The sequence below is a fragment of the Streptomyces sp. NPDC051976 genome (assembly GCF_040680795.1).
In the GTDB taxonomy this organism is placed as follows: domain Bacteria; phylum Actinomycetota; class Actinomycetes; order Streptomycetales; family Streptomycetaceae; genus Actinacidiphila.
Genome location: NZ_JBFAXL010000078.1, coordinates 17,129 through 35,002, shown reverse-complemented (window position 1 = coordinate 35,002; position 17,874 = coordinate 17,129). Strand labels below are relative to the sequence as shown.

The following is a 17,874-nucleotide window of genomic DNA, read 5'->3' as shown; positions in this document are numbered from 1 at the left end:
CGGCCGGTGGTCCGAAGACAACGCGTCTGCCCCATTGGGGCCGGTGGTGACCTGCAGCCCGTCGAGGGCTGGTCGCGCAGTTCCCCGCGCCCCTATCGGGGCGAGGTCTTCCCCGAACGCGGCGGGGGCCGCGGGAAAGTCGGTGCGGGGGGTGGGGCGCGGGCCCTTAGGATTGGGGCTCCACCACCGTCGAACCCGCAGAGGATCGCAATCGCATGCCTGGCATCACGCGCGAGGAGGTCGCGCACCTCGGCCGGCTGGCACGTCTGGAGTTGTCCGGCGAGGAGCTCGACCACTTCGCCGCCCAGCTCGACGACATCATCGGCGCGGTAGCCCGAGTGTCCGAGGTGGCCGGCGTGGACGTACCGCCGACCTCCCACCCGCTGCCCCTGACCAACGTCATGCGCCCGGACACCGTCCGGCCGTCGCTGACCCCGGCGCAGGCCCTGTCGGGCGCGCCCGCCCAGGAGCAGCAGCGTTTCAAGGTGCCCCAGATCCTCGGGGAGGACTGACGTGACGGACATCATCAGGCTGACCGCCGCCGAGACCGCAGAGAAGATCGCCTCCGGCGAGCTGACCGCGGTCGAGGTCACCGAGGCGCACCTCGCCCGGATCGAGGCCGTCGACGAGAAGGTGCACGCCTTCCTGCACGTGGACCGGGAGGGCGCGCTCGCCCAGGCCCGCGCGGTGGACGCCAAGCGTGCCGCCGGCGAGCCGCTCGGCCCGCTGGCCGGTGTGCCGCTCGCGATGAAGGACATCTTCGCCACCGAGGGCGTGCCGACCACCGTCGGCTCCAAGATCCTCGAAGGCTGGATCCCGCCCTACGACGCCACCGTCACCCAGCGGCTCAAGGCCGCCGACGTGGTGATCCTCGGCAAGACCAACATGGACGAGTTCGCCATGGGGTCCTCCACCGAGAACAGCGCGTTCGGCCCGACCGGCAACCCGTGGGACCTGACCCGTATCCCCGGCGGCTCCGGCGGCGGCAGCGCCGCGGCGCTCGCGTCGTACCAGGCCCCGCTGGCCATCGGCACCGACACCGGCGGCTCGATCCGGCAGCCCGCCGCGGTCACCGCCACCGTCGGCGTGAAGCCGACCTACGGCGGGGTGTCCCGCTTCGGCATGGTCGCCTTCTCGTCCTCGCTCGACCAGGGCGGGCCCTGCGCCCGTACGGTGCTCGACGCGGCGCTGCTGCACGAGGTCATCGCCGGGCACGACCCGCTGGACTCCACCTCCATCGACGCGCCCGTGCCGCCGGTGGTCGAGGCGGCCCGCAGCGGAAACGTGGCGGGTCTGCGGGTCGGCGTCGTCAAGGAGTTCGGCGGCGAGGGCTACCAGGCCGGTGTCGTCCAGCGCTTCAACGAGTCCGTCGAGCTGCTGCGCGAACTGGGCGCGGAGATCGTGGAGATCTCCTGCCCGTCGTTCACCTACGCGCTGGCCGCGTACTACCTGATCGCGCCGTCGGAGTGCTCCAGCAACCTGGCCCGCTTCGACGCGATGCGCTATGGCCTGCGGGTCGGCGACGACGGCACCAAGTCCGCCGAGGACGTCACCGCGCTGACCCGCGAGGCCGGATTCGGCCCCGAGGTCAAGCGCCGCATCATGCTCGGCACCTACGCGCTCAGCTCCGGCTACTACGACGCGTACTACGGCTCGGCGCAGAAGGTCCGCACCCTCATCACGCGGGACTTCGAGAAGGCGTTCGAGCAGGTCGACGTGCTGGTCTCGCCGACCACCCCGACCACCGCCTTCCCCATCGGCGAGCGGGCCGACGACCCGATCGCGATGTACCTGGCGGACCTGTGCACCATCCCGACCAACCTCGCGGGCAACGCGGCGATGTCGCTGCCGTGCGGTCTGGCTCCCGAGGACGGGCTCCCGGTGGGCCTGCAGATCATCGCTCCCGCGCTCAAGGACGACCGGCTCTACCGGGTCGGCGCCGCTGTCGAGGCCGCCTTCGTGAAGAAGTGGGGCCACCCGCTGCTTGAGGAGGCACCCCAGCTATGAGCACCAAGTCCAAGGGCAAGTTCGGCACCTACCTGACCATCGGGACCACCCTGTTCGCCGCCTTCAGCAACATCAAGAAGGTGCGCGCCGCCAAGGGCGAGAACGACACGCTCCAACTGGTGGACGGCCTCATCCGCGTCGCCGCGGTGGCCACCGGCGTGGCGCTGCTGGTCCGCGAGCTGCGCGAGGCCACCGACGACGACATCCTGACGGACTGACCGGACGGACTGAGAAGGTAGAGGGAACTGTGACCGTCACGGAGCTGCTGTCCTACGAGGACGCGCTGGCGTCGTACGACCCGGTGATGGGCCTGGAGGTCCATGTCGAGCTGGGCACCAGGACGAAGATGTTCTGCGGCTGCTCGACCGAGCTGGGCGCCGAGCCCAACTCGCAGACGTGCCCGACCTGTCTGGGGCTGCCCGGCGCGCTGCCGGTGGTGAACGCGATCGGCGTCGAGTCCGCGATCAAGATCGGCCTCGCGCTGAACTGCGAGATCGCGACGTGGTGCCGCTTCGCGCGGAAGAACTACTTCTACCCGGACATGCCGAAGAACTTCCAGACCTCGCAGTACGACGAGCCGATCGCCTACAACGGCTACCTGGACGTCCAGTTGGAGGACGGCGAGGTCTTCCGGGTGCAGATCGAGCGCGCCCACATGGAGGAGGACACCGGCAAGTCGCTGCACGTCGGCGGCGCCACCGGCCGTATCCACGGCGCCTCGCACTCGCTGCTCGACTACAACCGCGCCGGCATCCCGCTGATCGAGATCGTCACCAAGCCGATCGAGGGCGCGGGCGCGCGGGCGCCCGAGGTCGCCAAGGCGTACGTGGCGGAGCTGCGTGAGCTGATCAAGGCGCTGGAGGTCTCCGAGGCCCGGATGGAGATGGGCCAGATGCGCTGCGACGTGAACCTGAGCCTGCGCCCGCACGGCCGCGAGAAGTTCGGCACCCGCAGCGAGACCAAGAACGTCAACTCGCTGCGCAGCGTGGAGCGCGCCGCCCGGTTCGAGATCCAGCGGCACGCCGCGGTGCTCTCCTCCGGCGGCACGATCCTGCAGGAGACCCGGCACTTCCATGAGGAGGACGGCTCGACCACCTCCGGGCGGATCAAGGAGGAGGCCGAGGACTACCGGTACTTCCCCGAGCCCGACCTGGTGCCGGTCGCCCCGGCCCCCGAGTGGGTCGAGGAGCTGCGCGCCGGGCTGCCCGAGCTGCCGCGGCTGCGCCGCAAGCGCCTCCAGGAGGGCTGGGGCATCTCGGACCACGAGATGCAGTCGGTGCTCAACGCGGGCGCGCTCGACCTGATCCTGGCCACCATCGACGCCGGGGCCGACGCGGCCTCGGCCCGCAAGTGGTGGATGGGCGAGCTGGCCCGCCGGTCGAACGAGGACGGCGTGGAGCTGGCCGACCTGCCGATCACCCCGGCGCAGGTGGCCCGGGTCTCGGCACTGGTGGCGGCCGGCGAGCTCAACGACAAGCTGGCCCGCCAGGTCATCGAGGGCGTCCTCGCGGGCGAGGGCGACCCGGACCGGGTCGTCGAGCGGCGCGGCCTGAAGGTCGTCTCCGACGACAGCGCGCTCGGCGCGGCCGTCGACGAGGCCATCGCGGCCAACGCGGCGATCGCCGACAAGATCCGCGGCGGCAACCTGGCCGCGGCCGGCGCCCTGATCGGCGCGGTCATGAAGCTCACCCGCGGCCAGGCGGACGCCAAGCGGGTCCGCGAGCTGGTCCTGGAGAAGCTCGGCGTCCAGGGCTGAGCACACCGCCGCGCACACGGCGGTTCCGGAGGGCGGTACCCCAAGACGGGGTGCCGCCCTCCGGCGTTCCCGGGAAGACGCGTGGCGTGGGACACCTGTGAGGAAGCGCACGAAACGCCCAAACGATCATTTTCCGCTGCGACAGTTGCGCGGAGACCTCCGACGCCGTATGCCACGCAGGGAAAGCAGGGAATGGCCGCACTCGCCCGCTGGTGTATCCGACGCCGTCTGACGGTCGTCCTCATGTGGCTCGCCGTGCTCGCCGGGCTGACCGCCGCGGCGGGGGTGATGGGCTCCGCGTACTCCCAGAAGTACGAGGCGCCGGGCACCGAGTCCGGCTACGCGACCACCCTGCTGCGCGAGGCGTTCCCCGGCCAGGCGGGCGACACCGACACCATCGTCTGGCACACCGACAGCGGCACCGTACGGGCGTCCGAGGTCGAGCAGACCATGACCAAGGTGCTCGACCAGGCCCGCGCGCTGCCCGGGGTGGCCTCGGTGACCAGCCCCTACGGCGCCTCGGGCGGCGTGACCGCCACCGACGGCGCGCAGATCAGCCGCGACGGGCACACCGCGTACGCGACCGTCGGCTTCGGCCAGGAGGCCGACGGCGTCAGCCGCGGCCAGGCGCAGGCGCTGGTCGACACCGCCAAGTCCGCCGAGCGCCCGGGACTGCGGGTCGCCCTGGGCGGCGCGGCCGTCGGCGCCACCGAGTCCAGCAGCGCCAACCTCAGCGAGCTGGTCGGGATCGGGGTGGCCGCCGTGGTGCTGCTGGCCGCCTTCGGCTCCTTCGCCGCGATGCTGCTGCCGATCGCCACCGCGCTGGTCGGCGTCGGCACCGCCTACATGGGCATCGTGCTCCTCGGCCACGCCATGACGGTGGCCGACTTCGCGCCGATGCTCGGCATGCTCATCGGCCTCGGTGTGGGCATCGACTACGCGCTGTTCCTGGTCACCCGGCACCGCAGAGGGCTCAAACGCGGCCTGCCGGTGGACGAGGCGGCCCGGCAGGCGGTCGCCACCACCGGCAGGGCGGTGGTCTTCGCGGGCGGCACGGTCTGCGTGGCGCTGCTCGGCATGCTGATCCTGCGGCTCAGCTTCCTCAACGGCGTCGCGGTCGCCGCCTCGCTGACCGTCCTGCTCACCGTCGTCGCCTCGGTGACCCTGCTGCCCGCGCTGCTCGCGCTGATCGGGCCACGGGCGCTGAGCAGGCGGGAGCGGCGGGCGCTGGCCGAGCACGGCCCGCAGCCCGAGGTACCCGCCGGGCTCGCCGCCCGCTGGTCGGCCTTCGTCGAACGCCACCCGAAGCTGCTGGGCGCCGTCGCCGCCGTCGTCATGCTGGTCCTGGCGCTGCCCACCCTCACCCTGCAGCTGGGCTCCTCCGACCAGGGCAACGGCCCGGCCACCGCGACCACCCGCCAGGCGTACGACATGCTGGCCGGTGACGGCCACGGCGGCGGCTTCGGCCCCGGCACCAACGGCCCGCTCACCCTGGTGGCCACGACCGGCGGCGCCGACGGCAGGGTCGCCCTCGACAAGCTGCCCGACACCCTGCGGCACACGCCCGGTGTGGCCTCCGTCAGCCCCGCCGAGATCGACCGGGCGGGCGACACCGGCACCATCACCGTCGTCCCCGACACCTCACCGCAGTCCCGGGCCACCTCCGAGCTCGTCCAGCGGCTGCGCCACGACGTGCTGCCCGCCGCTGAGCAGGGCACGGGCCTGCGGGTCTACGTCGGCGGGCCGACCGCCAGCTACGACGACTTCGCCGCCGTCATCGTGGGCAAGCTGCCGCTGTTCATCGGCTGCGTGGTCGGCCTGGGCTGCCTCCTGCTGCTGTTCGCCTTCCGCTCGCTGGGGATCCCGCTCAAGGCCGCCGCGATGAACGTGGCGGCGGTCGCGTCGTCCTTCGGCGTGGTCACCGCGATCTTCCAGTGGGGCTGGGGCACCGAGCTGCTGGGCCTGGGCCGCGCCGGGCCGATCGAGCCGTTCCTGCCGGTGATCATGGTCTCGGTGCTCTTCGGGCTCTCCATGGACTACCAGGTGTTCCTGGTCAGCCGGATGTACGAGGAGTGGCGGGAGACCGCGGACAACCGGCGGGCGGTACGGGTCGGGCTCGCCGAGACCAGCCGGGTGATCAACTCGGCCGCGGTGATCATGATCGCGGTCTTCCTGGCCTTCGTGCTCAGCGGCGACCGGGTCATCGCGATGTTCGGCATCGGGCTGGCCGCGGCCGTGGCGCTGGACGCCTTCGTACTGCGCACCCTGCTGGTGCCCGCCCTGATGCACCTGCTCGGCGACGCGAACTGGTGGCTGCCCGGCTGGCTGGAGCGGCGGCTGCCGCGGATCAGCATCGAGCCGTCCGGCGGCGGGCTGCCCGAGGCGCTGGACGTGGAAGAGGCCCTGGACGCGGAAGACGTGCTGGCACTCTCAGACAACTCTCAGCTCGCTCTCAGAAAGGCTCCCTACGGTGCGGGCCATGGAGACCACGAAGACCACCAAGGAAGCCGCGCCTGAGAACGAGGCAGCGGAGCAGGAGATCGCACCAGGTCTCCACGAGACGAGCAGGTCCGGCACGGCCGGTGAGCACGGGGCCGTGTCCGAGCCCGAACTGGAATCGACCACGGAGACCGACAGCGCGGACGACGCCGTCGAGGACGCCGTAGCGGCCACCGAGGGCGGTGCGGAGGCCGCGACCCCGTCCGCCGTGTCCGCGATCGTCACCGGCGCCGCGGCCGTCGCGGGCGCCGCGCTCGCGCTGTCCTCGCTAACCGGCACCTGGCTGAGCAACGTCGTCTCGCAGCGGCAGGGCCTCATCGGCCAGATCAAGACCTCGGGCGGCAGCCCCAAGGCGCAGATCGCCGCCGGATACGGCACCCCCTGGCACACCATCGCCCTGGTCAACGGCATCTTCGCGGTCGTCGCCCTGCTGGTGTGCGGCGGCGTGCTGCTGCACCCCGCCTCGCGCGCCCGCGCCGCCCGCGGCCACTGGAGCCAGGCGCTGGCCTGGGGCGGCGCCGTACTGGCCCTGATCGGCCTGCTGATCGCCGGCGCCATGTGGTTCGACCTCTTCGCCGACCTGCCGGTCGTCCCGTCGGCCTCGTCCTAGGCGCTTCCTGAGGACATCGCCCGCGTCCTAGGCGTCTTCCGCGCCGTCCTAGGCGTTCCCACCCGGTGCCGGGGCCTGTCTAAGGCCCCGGCACCGTCGTCGTGCCCTCGTAGGACCCCCGCCTAAGGCGTCGCGGGCGGCAAGTTGAGGCAGACGCCCGATGTGGCACACCCCCCTTGGAGACGAAGATTGTCTCATCGCAACAAGGACAACATCCAAGGGAGAACACGATGTTCAGCTACGAACTCCAGCAGATCCGCCGCTCCGAGCTCCAGGACCGCGCCGCCGAGTGGCGCCTGGTACAGGAAGCCAAGGCCGCTCGGGCCGACGCCCGCCGGGCCCGCAAGAGCACGGCGCACGCCGCACAGCGGTCAGGATCCACGGGGGATCCGTCGTCCGATGTCACCGCCGCTCCGGCGGCCGGTGGCACGGCGGCGGGCGAGGTCGTCACCGTCCCGCTGATCAAGAAGGCCATCCACAAGCTGCACCTGCACAGCGCGGCATGACCGCCCGGGCCGCCGAGCCGACGGGCGCGGTCACCCCCGATGCGATCACCGGCGTATTCGGTGTCGCACCGGGGGACTCGCGTGCCATGCTCGACAGCGTGCAGACCCAGTCCCTGAGCCCCGAGTTCATCGGCCGCGACACCGAGCTGACCTGGCTCGCCGCGGCCCTGGCCGCCGCCGACGCCGGCGAGCCGCAGGCGGTGCTGATCGGCGGTGAGGCGGGGGTCGGCAAGACCAGGCTCACCGAGGAGTTCCTCACCGCCGCACGGGCCGCGGGCGCGGTCACCGCGATCGGCGGCTGCGTCGAGATCGGCGCCGACGGACTGCCCTTCGCACCGGTCTCCTCCGCACTGCGCGACCTGCACCGCACGCTCGGCTCCGAGCTGACCGCCGCCGCGGCCGGCCAGGAGGCCGACCTCGCCCGGCTGCTGCCCGAACTGGGCGAGGCGTTCGGCGGGCCCCGCGACCCGCACGACGAGGACGGCCGCGTCCGGCTCTTCGAGCTGACCGCCCGGCTGCTGGAACGGCTCGGCACGGACCGTACGGTCGTGGTGGTCGTCGAGGACCTGCACTGGGCCGACCGCTCCACCCGCGAACTGCTCGCGTACCTCTTCCGCTCCCTCCAGCGCTCCCGGCTGCTGATCGCCGCCACCTACCGCGCGGACGACATCCACCGCAGGCACCCGCTGCGGCCCTTCCTCGCCGAGACCGACCGGCTGCGGACCGTACAGCGCATAGAGCTGTCCCGGTTCAACCACGCCGAGGTCCGCCGCCAGCTCATCTCGATCCTGACCTCCGCACCGGAGGACACCGTCGTCGACCAGATCTTCGACCGCTCCGACGGCAACCCCTTCTTCGTCGAGGAGCTGGCCTGCAGCATCCACCGCGGCTGCGCCACCGGCGCCACCGGCATCAGCGAATCCCTCCGCGACCTGCTGCTGGTCCGCGTCGAGGCGCTGAGCGAGGACGCGCAGCGGGTCGCCAAGTTCGTCGCCGAGGGCGGCAACACCGTGGAGTACCGGCTGCTCGCCGCCATCACCGGGCTCGACGAGGACGACCTGCTGGACGCGCTGCGCACCGCCGTCGGCGCCAACATCCTGCTGCCCACCGACAGCGGCGACGGCTACCGCTTCCGGCACTCGCTGGTACGCGAGGCGGTCGGCGACGACCTGCTGCCCGGCGAGCGCAGCCGGATCAACCGGCGGTACGCCGAGGCCGTCGAGGCCGACCCTTCGCTGGTCCGCGCCGACGAGCGGGCCGCCCGGCTGGCCACGTACTGGTACGCGGCGCACGCCCCCGACAAGTCGCTGCCCGCGGTGCTGCGCGCCGCCGCCGAGGCCCGCGCCCGGCACGCCTACGCCGAGCAGTACCGGATGCTGGAACGCGCCCTCGAACTGTGGGACGACGCCCCCGCCGAGACCCGCGACGGCCTGCGCCCCGCCGACTACGCCGAGTCGTACCCGCCCTGCGGCTGCGACCCGGACACCCCGCTGAGCTTCCTCGACCTGCTGGCCGAGGTCACCGTCGCCGCCCGGCTGTCCGGCGAGCGCGAGCGGGCCTACGCGATGGCCAAGCGCGCCCTGCGGGTGATGGAGCGCAACGGCACCGACGACCCGCTGCGCGCCGCCTGGTTCTGGGCGCAGCGCAGCCGTGTCACGGAGGATCTGGGCCGCGGCGACGGCTGGGACGAGCTGTCGCGCGCCCGTGAACTGGTCCGCGGGCTGCCGGCGTCCGCCGCGCACGCCGAGGTGCTGTCGATGATCGCGGGCTGGATCATGGTCCACAAGTCCGGCGCCGAGGGGCTGGCCATCGCCGCCCGCGCCGTCGAACTCGCCCGGGACGCGGGCGCCCGCGACACCGAACTCCAGGCCCGGGTCACCTACGGCCTGCTGCAGGCCGACAACGGCGACATCGACGGCGGCATCGCCGAGGTCGAGGAGGTGCGCAAGCTGATCAGCGACTACCCCTCGCACGGCATCATCGCCCGCACCTACGGCAACCTGGCGTCCGTGCTGGAAGGCGCGGGGCGCTCCCGCGAGGCGATCGACATCAGCCGTGAGGGCCTGCGGCTGATCGGCGTCCAGGTCGCGCACACCACCCGCTCCTGGCTGCTGACCAACGAGGGCGAGTCGCTGGTGGCGCTCGGCCGGTACGCGGAGGCCGCGGTGCCGCTGGCCGGGGCGAAGGAGCTGGTGCGGGGCGGCTATCTGCGCGGCGGGATCGAGATGTACCTCGGGTACCTGACGCTGCAACAGGGCGACGTCGAGGCCGCGTTGAAGCATCACGCCGCCGCCACCGAGGTCTTCCGGCACGACACGCAGCCGCAGCACCTGCTGCCGATGCGTACCCTGTCGCTCCAACTGGCCGTGGCACAGGGCCGGTTCGACGACGCCCGGCAGCACCTGCTGGACGGGATCGACTACGGCTTCCCCAACGGCACCACCCGCTTCACCTGGCCGCTGCTCGCGCTCGGCACCGCCGCCGAGGCCGACGGGCCGTGGCTGGCCACCGACGACCCCGAGCGGGCCCGTGTCCTGGAACGCGTCCGGGTCGCCGCGCGCGAGCTGCCCCGGCCCACCCCGCTCACCGAGGCGTACGCGCTGCTGGTCGACGCGGAGCTGGCGCGGGCGGAGGGGCGTACGGCGCCGGAACTGTGGGCGGCCGCCGCCGCGGCGTTCGAGCGGCAGGAGCGGCCGTACGAACTGGCCGTGATCCGGTCGCGGTGGGCGGAGACGCTGCTCGCCGGGGGCCACGAGGCGCGGGAGCGGGCCGGGTGCCTGCTCGCCCAGGCGCACGTCACCGCCGAGGAGTGCGGAGCGCGGCCGCTGGCGGCCCGGATCGCCGAACTCGCCCACCGGGCACGGCTCACGCTGGACCGGCCGCTGCCCCCGGCCGCCGCGCCCGCCGCGCCCTCGGACCCGGTGGAGTCCCTCGGACTCACCGCCCGCGAGCGCGACGTGCTGCGCCTGGTCGCCGACGGCCGCACCAACCGGCAGATCGCCGAGGAGCTGTTCATCTCCCCGAAGACCGCCAGCGTGCACGTCTCCAACATCCTGGCCAAGCTCAACCTGTCCACCCGCGGCGAGGCCGCCGCCCTCTCGCACCGGCTGCATCTCTTCCCGCAGACCACCCGCTGAGGCGTCCGGCCGGGTGGGTGCGGTGAGCGCCCGCCCGGCCGGTAGTCCTGGCAGGATGGCGGCATGGAACGAGTACTCGGCATCGGCGGCTACTTCCTGCGCGCCTCGGACCCGGCGGCCCTGGGCGCGTGGTACCGCGACGCCCTGGGCCTGGACGCCGACGAGAACGGCCTGTGGCAGCAGGGGGAGGGCCCCACGGTCTTCGCGGCCTTCGAGTCCGGGACCGACTACTTCGGGTCCCGTACGCAGCAGACCATGCTCAACTTCCGGGTCGGCGACCTGGACGCGATGCTCGCCCAGCTGCGCGCCAAGGGGGCGGACGTGGCCGCGGAGACCCAGGACATGGCGGGCATCGGCCGCTTCGGCTGGGTCACCGACCCCGAGGGCAACCGGATCGAGCTGTGGCAGCCCGCCTGATCACGTCCTTCCGGGGGCGGCCCCCGGTCAGCTGACCTTGAGGCTCAGTATCCGGTCGTCGGCCTTGGTCGGGTGGCCGCGGCCGTCGGTGTTGCTCGTGGTCAGCAGCAGCGTGTCGGGACCGGTGGCGATCACCGTACGGAGCCGGCCGTAGGTGCCGGTGAAGAACGCCTGCGGTGCTCCCGAGGTGGTGGCGCCGTGCAGCGGGATGCGCCACAGCCGCTCACCGCGGAGCGAGGCCATCCAGATGCAGCCCGCGGCGTACGCGATCCCGCTGGGGGACGCCTCGTCGGTGTGCCACTGGGCGACCGGGTCGACATAGCCCGCGCGGTGCGCGATGCCCTCCACCACCGGCCAGCCGTAGTTCTTGCCCGGCTCGATCAAGTTCAGCTCGTCCCAGGTGTCCTGGCCGAACTCGGACGCCCACAGCCGGCCCTTGTCGTCCCAGGCCAGCCCCTGCACATTGCGGTGCCCGTCGGAGTAGTCCAGTGAGCCCGGCGTCGGGTTGTCCTTGGGCGGCTGCCCGTCCGGCGTCATCCGCAGGATCTTCCCGCCCAGCGACGCCTTGTCCTGCGCCAGCCCGCGCTGCCCGGTCTCGCCGGTGCCCGCGTACAGCATCTTGTCGGGGCCGAAGGCTATCCGGCCGCCGTCGTGGATCGTCCCGCTGGGTATGCCGCGCAGGATGGTGTCGGGCGCTCCGAGCTGCTCGCCCGCGGGCCGCGAGGGGTCGTAGAGCATGCGCGCGATGCGGTTGTCGGACTCGGTGGTGAAGTAGGCGTAGACGAGGTGGTCGGAGCCGAAGTCGGGGGAGAGGGCCAGACCGAGCAGGCCCGCCTCGCCGCCGGGGGTCACCCCGGGGACCACGCCCACCGCGGTGGTGGTGCCCTTGTCGACGTCGACCCGGGTGATCCTGCCGGTGTCCCGGGAGCCCACCAGCAGCGAGCCGTCGGGGAGCTGGACCATGCCCCACGGGGAGTTCAGGCCCGAGACCACCGTGCCGGTGACCTTGGCGGTGCCGGTCGCGGGGGCCGCGGTCTCGGCGGCGTCCGTGGTGCCGGTGGGCGCCACCGAGGACGGTCCGCCGGACGCGGGCGGCCTGGACGAGGACAGCAGCGGCGAGACCCCGCTGCCGCCGCCCGAGCACCCCGCCAGCAGCAGCGCGGCGGCGGCCGCCACCGCGGCACCCCTGGCGGCCCGGGCCGAACCCGCCCGCCGTGTCCCGGCCCGACGGCCCCCGGCCGCCCCGCCACCCGCGTACCCGCTGTCCGGCGTCACCGCGCTCACTCCCTTGATCCGCCCCGCCTTCCCCACCAGCACACCACACCCCCGCACCACTCCGCAGGCCATGGCACGGGTCACCGACTAGTCCCACGACCCCCGGACCGGCGGCAGCTCCGCGATCTCCGCGAGGTCGGCGTCGCTGAGCCGCAGGGCGGCGGCCGCCGCGTTCTCCGCGGTCCAGCGGGACGACTTCGCGCCGGGCACCGGCACCACGCCGGGTGCCTGGGCCAGCGTCCAGGCCAGCGCCACCTGCGCGGCGGTGGCCCCCTCGTACCGCTGGGCGATCCGCCGCAGCCCGGCGACGATCGGCTGGTTGGCGGCCATCATCTCGGCGGTGAAGCGCGGATGCCGGGCGCGGAGGTCGTCCGGCTCGAAACCGCCGCCGGGGGTCAGGGTGCCGGTGAGGAAGCCGTTGCCCAGCGGCATCGCGGCCAGGAAGCCCACCCCGTGCCCCGTGCACCACGGCACCAGCTCGTCCAGCGCCTCGGGGGACCACACCGACAGCTCGGCCTGCACACAGCTCACCGGGAAGACCTGCTGGGCGCGGCCGAGGTGCCGGATCGTTTCGTCGTGCATCCGCGCGCCGGTCCTGCGATTCCCGCGCGCCCCCACCGCGGACAGCCCGAGCGCCCGCACCTTGCCCGCGGCGACCAGTTCGGCCATCGCGCCCCAGGTCTCCTCGATCGGCACCTCGGGGTCGACCCGGTGCAGCTGGTACAGGTCGATGGTGTCGGTCTGCAGCCGCCGCAGCGACGCGTCGCAGGCCCGTTTCACGTACCCGGGACGGCCGTTGGCGACGATGTGCTGCTCGCCCACCAGCAGCCCGCACTTGGTGGCCACGAACGCGTCGCCGCGCCGCTCCTTCAACACCCGCCCGAGCAGCAGCTCGTTGGTGAACGGCCCGTACATGTCGGCGGTGTCCAGCAGCGTCGTACCGTGGTCGAGCGCGGTGTGCACCGCCCGCAGCGACTGCTCGCCGTCCTGCCGCGACGCGCTGTACGCCCAGCTCATCGGCATGCATCCCAGGCCCACGGCGCCCACTTCGAGAGCTGCTGCACCGATTGTCCTGCGCTCCACCCTGCCCGACCTCCTCAAGAGGGCCCACTGTCCCATACGAGCGCCCGCTCAGGGCCTGTCCGGCGGATCACGAACGGCCCCTTCGGCGCCTGGCACGCACGCCCGCCGCGTTGCCGAAATGCCCAAATAGCTCCGCTATGAGGGCATCTGGGGGCACCTCCCAGCGGTAGCTGGGGGAGCCTTGCGCTCGCACGCTCCCCCAGACTTCGTTCGGGGGTGCCCCCGGACACCGCTTGGACCGCCCATGATCCGCCGGACAGGCCCTAGCCTCCTGACCATGACCGACAACAGCCTGGCCCGCCGCCCGCAGGTATGGATCTCCGTGCCGCCGCAGGACATCGAGGGCCTGCCGGACGCCTTCAGCTATGTCTACTGGGACGGCACCGGTGACTTCCCCGCCGATCCGGCCGACGCCGTGTTCTATGTCGTCCCCTACATGAAGGGCCCGACCGCCGGCGCGCTCCCGCTGCCGCGGATGACCGGGGTGCGCGTGGTGCAGACCCTGAGCGCCGGTGTGGACCACATCGCGCCGCATCTGCACCAACTCCCGCCCGGCGTACGCCTGTGCAACGCGCGCGGGGTGCACGAGGCGAGCACCGCAGAACTCACTCTCGCGCTGATCCTCGCCTCTCTGCGCGGTATCCCGCGCTTCGTGCGCGGGCAGGACGCCGAGGAGTGGCACAGCGGTTTCTACCCCGCGCTGGCCGACCGTACGGTGCTGGTGGTCGGCTACGGGTCGATCGGCGAGGCCGTCGAGGACCGGCTCGTGCCGTTCGAGTGCGAGGTGCTGCGGGTGGCACGCGGCGCCAGGACCTCGCCCCGCGGACCGGTGCACGCCCTCTCCGACCTGCCCGAACTCCTGCCGCGGGCCGATGTGGTGGTGCTCACCACGCCGCTGACCGCACAGACCCGCGGCCTGGCGGACGCCGGGTTCCTGGCCCGGATGAAGGACGGTGCGCTGCTGGTGAACGTCGCCCGCGGGCCCGTCGTCGACACCGAGGCGCTGCTCGTCGAGACCGAGAAGGGACGGCTGACCGCGGCACTCGATGTCACCGACCCCGAGCCGCTGCCCCCGGGCCACCCGCTGTGGCACGCGCCGGGCGTACTCGTCAGCCCCCATGTCGGCGGCAGCACCTCGGCGTTCATGCCGCGCGCCCGGCGGCTGATCCGCTCGCAGCTCGTCCGGTTCGCCGCTGGTGAGCCGCTGGACAACGTCGTCGCCACCAGTTGACGGCGGCTTGCCGCGCGTAACCGCCGGGCGGTCAGGGCACCAGTGGAAGAAGGGTGGAGGCTCCGCCGGACGCGGTTGGCACCGGGTGACTGCGCCGGGCGTCCGGCAACTTCCCTGTGGTCACGCTGAGTAGAGGAACTATGTCCCTGAGTGACGGATCTGGTGTATCGTCCCGACCGGGGGACACGCTGCGGCCGGACGTCACGGCCGGGGCGATGTGAACGACGAGCAAGTGAAGGGGGGCGACGGGCGATGCACGGCCAGTCGCACGGCCAGCGGAGAGCCTCCGCCACGCGGGCCCACGCCGCATTCCGCACCAGCGCGCACCGGAGCACCGGACGCTGTACCACCGCGCGGCCGTTCGGGCCGCGCCGACGACACCGCGCCGCACGGTGAGTTCCACCGAGGCGGTGCTCGCCAGGCCGCCGGAGAGCGGCGGCAGGACCGGACTGCTGCCCCAGTTGCTGGTCGCCGTGCTCTGCGGCGGCTACACCACCGGCGCCGCCATGGGCTGGGGCTCACCCGAAGTGGCCCTGGTCATGGGGGACTTCGGGCTCTCCGCCGCCGCGGCCACCGCCACCGTCTCCTCGCTGGTCTACGCCCGTACCGTCACCAGCGGGCAGCGCCCGGCCTGGCTGCTGTTCGCGATGTCGTCGGCGATGGTCGCGCTCGGCAACGGCATCTGGGGCTGGTACGAAGTGGTGCTCCGCCGCCCGGTGCCGCAGACCTCCGCCGCCGACTTCTGCTTCCTGATGTTCGCGCCGCCCGCCATCGTGGGCCTGCTGGTGCTGGCCAAGCGTCCGGTCACCAGAGCGGGCTGGGTCTGCCTGGTGCTGGACGCCTCGCTGATCGGCGGCTCGCTGCTCACTCTTTCGTGGAGTCTGGCGCTGGCCCGCGCCGCCGAGACCGACGGGCCGAGCACCGCGCGCACCGCGCTCTCGCTGGCCTATCCGCTGCTGGACATCGTGCTGGTCAGCATGGTGCTCGCGCTGCACTTCCGGCGCTCGGCCGCCAACCGCGCCGCCGTCAACACCGCCATCGCCGCACTCGCGCTGACCGTGCTGTGCGACGCTCTGTTCACCTCGCCGATCCTGCGCGAGCACTACCGCTCCGGCCAGATCCTCGACGCCGGCTGGTTCGCCGGCAGCATGCTGATGGCGTACGCCCCCTGGGTCGGCACCCGGGAGCAGCCGCCGCGCCGCACCCCGAGCCCCACCCGCAAGGTCACCGGATCGCTCACCGCCCTCACCCCGTACCTGGCGGCGGCGGTCTGCACCCTCGGCATCCTCTACAACGTGATCAACGGCGAGAAGTGCGACCGGGTGGTGCTCTTCACCGGCTGCACCGTCGTCCTCGCACTCGTGCTGCGCCAGGGCATCATGCTGCTGGACAACATCTCGCTCACCCAGGAACTGGCCCAGAAGGAGAACCACTTCAGATCCCTGGTGCAGGGGTCGAGCGACGTCATCATGATCGCCGCGCCGACCGGGGTGCTGCGCTACGTCAGCCCGGCCGCGCAGGGCGTCTACGGCCGCGACCCCGAGGAGCTGGTCGGCACCGAGCTGGCCGCGCACATCCACCCCGACGACCTGGGGCGGGTGGTGCACGAGGTCCGCCGCTTCCTGGCCGCCCCGCCCGGCGACGAGCCCGTCACCCGGATCGAGTGCCGGATCCGCTCCGGCCACGCCCGCACCGCCCAGGACTGCTGGCTCAATGTCGAGTCCAGCGTCAACCGCTACCAGGGCGGCCTGATCTTCAACAGCCGCGACGTCACCGAGCGGGTCCGCCTCCAGGCCCAGCTGCAGCACAACGCCTCGCACGACCCGCTGACCGACCTGCCCAACCGCGCGCTGTTCACCGAGCGCGTCGGCAAGGCGCTGCGCGGCCGCCGCGCGGGCGACGACGGCCACGCCGCGCTGCTCTACGTGGACCTCGACGGCTTCAAGGCCGTCAACGACACCGTCGGCCACCAGGCGGGCGACGAACTCCTCGTCCAGGCCGCCCGCAGGCTGCGCGACTCGCTGCGCTCCGGTGACACCGCCGCCCGGCTCGGCGGCGACGAGTTCGCCGCCCTGATCTGCGGCGCGGGCGCGGACCGCGGGCAGCGCGAGGACCGCGTCCACGACATCGCCGACCGGCTGCGGGCCGCGCTGTCCGAGCCGTACCGGGTGGAGAGCGGCGAGGTGCGGGTCGCCGCGAGCATCGGCATCGCCTTCGCCGAGCCGGGGGTGACCCCCAGCGAGCTGATGCGCAACGCCGACCTGGCGATGTACCGGGCCAAGCAGGCGGGCAAGGGCCGGGTGGAGATGTACGCCCCGCAGATGCAGGCGGACGTGGTGCGCCGCACCGAGCTGGCCGCCCGGCTGCGCAGGGCCGTGCACGACGGCGAGTTCACCCTGCTGCACCAGCCCGTGGTCGAGCTGGACAGCGGGGTGATCACCGCGGTCGAGGCGCAGGCCCGCTGGCGCTCCGCGCAGGGCATCCTCTTCACCCCCGCCGAGTTCCTGCGCGCCGCCGAGGACACCGACCGCTCGTTAGAGCTGGGGCGGTGGCTGCTGGAGGAGGCCGTCGGGCAGGCCGCGCTGCGGTACGGCGCCGGCCACCGCGTCCCGGTCGCCGTCCGGCTCTCCGCCCGCCGCCTGCTCCACCGCGACCTGCCCGTCACCGGCATCGAGTCCATGCTCACCCGCCATGAGCTGCCGCCCGGCTGCCTGGTGCTGGAGCTGGCCGGCGGCGACCCGCGCATCGCCCTGGACGAGCTGGAGCGGCGGCTCACCGCGCTGCGCCGGGTGGGCGTCAGCATCTCGCTGGGCGGTTTCGGCGGCGGCTACGCGGCCCTCACCGCGCTGCGCAGGCTCCCCGTCGACCTCGTCAAGCTCGACCGCTCGTTCGTGGAGGGCGTGGTGGAGTCCGCCCGGCTGCACAAGATCACCAGGGGTCTGCTGCGGATCGCCGCCGACCTGGGCATCCGCAGTGTCGCGGAGGGCGTGGACCGCCCGGAGCAGGTGCTCGTGCTGCGCGACATGGGCTGTACGCACGGCCAGGGGATGGCCTTCTCCGGGCCGCTGGACGAGCAGCGGCTGCGCGGGTCGCTCACCCGCGGCGGCTATCCCGTACCCCAGGAAACGCCCCGTGAGCAGGTCTCGTCGAACGGCCTTCCACTGCCCTCGCGTGGCTCAAATAATGAGACGCGCGTCCCACCCGCTTGACACCCGTACCCCCCCGGGAGGAAGGTCAAAGCCATGCGCACCCGAATTCTCGTACTTGGAAAGCGCGTCGGCTGACCGAGGCAGTAAAGCCTCGCACACGCACCGGCGCGCTCCCCTCGCTTGCCTCACGGCACGAGGGGTTTT

The 17,874-nt window shown here is 72.9% G+C and carries 14 protein-coding genes; 12 read left to right on the top strand and 2 right to left on the bottom strand.

Going from position 1 to position 17,874, the window contains the following annotated elements; all coding sequences use genetic code 11:
- Positions 1–215 precede the first annotated feature (215 nt).
- From gatC to AB0M29_RS40685, 9 genes are all read left to right on the top strand, one after another.
- Positions 216–512, top strand: a complete 297-nt coding sequence (gene gatC / locus AB0M29_RS40725; protein WP_365391873.1) for an Asp-tRNA(Asn)/Glu-tRNA(Gln) amidotransferase subunit GatC — start codon at positions 216–218, stop codon at positions 510–512.
- A 1-nt stretch (position 513) separates the two neighbouring features.
- A complete protein-coding gene (gatA, locus tag AB0M29_RS40720) occupies positions 514–2,007 on the top strand; it encodes an Asp-tRNA(Asn)/Glu-tRNA(Gln) amidotransferase subunit GatA (protein ID WP_365391871.1) in 1,494 nt (497 codons plus the stop codon).
- On the top strand, positions 2,004–2,225 hold the full coding sequence (locus AB0M29_RS40715; RefSeq protein WP_365391869.1) for a hypothetical protein: 222 nt from the start codon (positions 2,004–2,006) through the stop codon (positions 2,223–2,225). The genes gatA and AB0M29_RS40715 overlap by 4 nt, the downstream gene beginning before the upstream one ends.
- Before the next feature lie 29 nt (positions 2,226–2,254).
- Positions 2,255–3,763, top strand: coding sequence for an Asp-tRNA(Asn)/Glu-tRNA(Gln) amidotransferase subunit GatB (gatB, locus tag AB0M29_RS40710; protein ID WP_365391868.1), 1,509 nt, complete (start codon positions 2,255–2,257; stop codon positions 3,761–3,763).
- Between the two features lie 192 nt (positions 3,764–3,955).
- Positions 3,956–6,280: an MMPL family transporter gene (locus AB0M29_RS40705; RefSeq protein WP_365391867.1), complete on the top strand. Its 2,325-nt coding sequence runs from the start codon at positions 3,956–3,958 to the stop codon at positions 6,278–6,280.
- Entirely contained in the window at positions 6,243–6,872 is a 630-nt protein-coding gene (locus AB0M29_RS40700; protein WP_365391865.1) for a hypothetical protein, read from the top strand. Before AB0M29_RS40705 ends, AB0M29_RS40700 begins: the two co-directional genes overlap by 38 nt.
- A 230-nt stretch (positions 6,873–7,102) precedes the next feature.
- Positions 7,103–7,378 carry a hypothetical protein gene (locus tag AB0M29_RS40695; protein ID WP_365391864.1) on the top strand — a complete coding sequence of 92 codons (276 nt, stop codon included), beginning with the start codon at positions 7,103–7,105 and terminating at the stop codon, positions 7,376–7,378.
- Positions 7,375–10,515 (top strand): AAA family ATPase, encoded by a 3,141-nt coding sequence (locus tag AB0M29_RS40690; RefSeq protein WP_365391863.1) that lies wholly within the window; start codon positions 7,375–7,377, stop codon positions 10,513–10,515. Before AB0M29_RS40695 ends, AB0M29_RS40690 begins: the two co-directional genes overlap by 4 nt.
- Positions 10,516–10,578: 63 nt before the next feature.
- Positions 10,579–10,932, top strand: a complete 354-nt coding sequence (locus AB0M29_RS40685) for a VOC family protein (protein WP_365391862.1) — start codon at positions 10,579–10,581, stop codon at positions 10,930–10,932.
- Between the two features lie 27 nt (positions 10,933–10,959).
- On the opposite strand, the gene AB0M29_RS40680 is transcribed toward AB0M29_RS40685, so the two are convergent.
- Positions 10,960–12,108 carry a PQQ-dependent sugar dehydrogenase gene (locus AB0M29_RS40680; RefSeq protein WP_365391876.1) on the bottom strand — a complete coding sequence of 383 codons (1,149 nt, stop codon included), beginning with the start codon at positions 12,106–12,108 and terminating at the stop codon, positions 10,960–10,962.
- Between AB0M29_RS40680 and AB0M29_RS40675 the strand changes: the two genes are divergently transcribed.
- On the top strand, positions 11,990–12,298 hold the full coding sequence (locus AB0M29_RS40675) for a hypothetical protein (RefSeq protein ID WP_365391878.1): 309 nt from the start codon (positions 11,990–11,992) through the stop codon (positions 12,296–12,298). The genes AB0M29_RS40680 and AB0M29_RS40675 overlap by 119 nt on opposite strands.
- On the opposite strand, the gene AB0M29_RS40670 is transcribed toward AB0M29_RS40675, so the two are convergent.
- The gene (locus AB0M29_RS40670) at positions 12,295–13,290 is read right to left on the bottom strand and encodes an aldo/keto reductase (RefSeq protein WP_365391861.1); all 996 of its coding nucleotides are present in this window, start codon (positions 13,288–13,290) and stop codon (positions 12,295–12,297) included. The two genes, AB0M29_RS40675 and AB0M29_RS40670, sit on opposite strands and share 4 nt — an antisense overlap.
- A 277-nt stretch (positions 13,291–13,567) precedes the next feature.
- Here AB0M29_RS40670 and AB0M29_RS40665 point away from each other — a divergent pair, with 277 nt between their 5' ends.
- Both AB0M29_RS40665 and AB0M29_RS40660 read left to right on the top strand, forming a co-directional pair.
- Positions 13,568–14,521, top strand: a complete 954-nt coding sequence (locus AB0M29_RS40665) for a 2-hydroxyacid dehydrogenase (RefSeq protein WP_365391860.1) — start codon at positions 13,568–13,570, stop codon at positions 14,519–14,521.
- Between the two features lie 506 nt (positions 14,522–15,027).
- Positions 15,028–17,730 (top strand): EAL domain-containing protein, encoded by a 2,703-nt coding sequence (locus tag AB0M29_RS40660; protein WP_365391874.1) that lies wholly within the window; start codon positions 15,028–15,030, stop codon positions 17,728–17,730.
- Positions 17,731–17,874 lie beyond the last annotated feature (144 nt).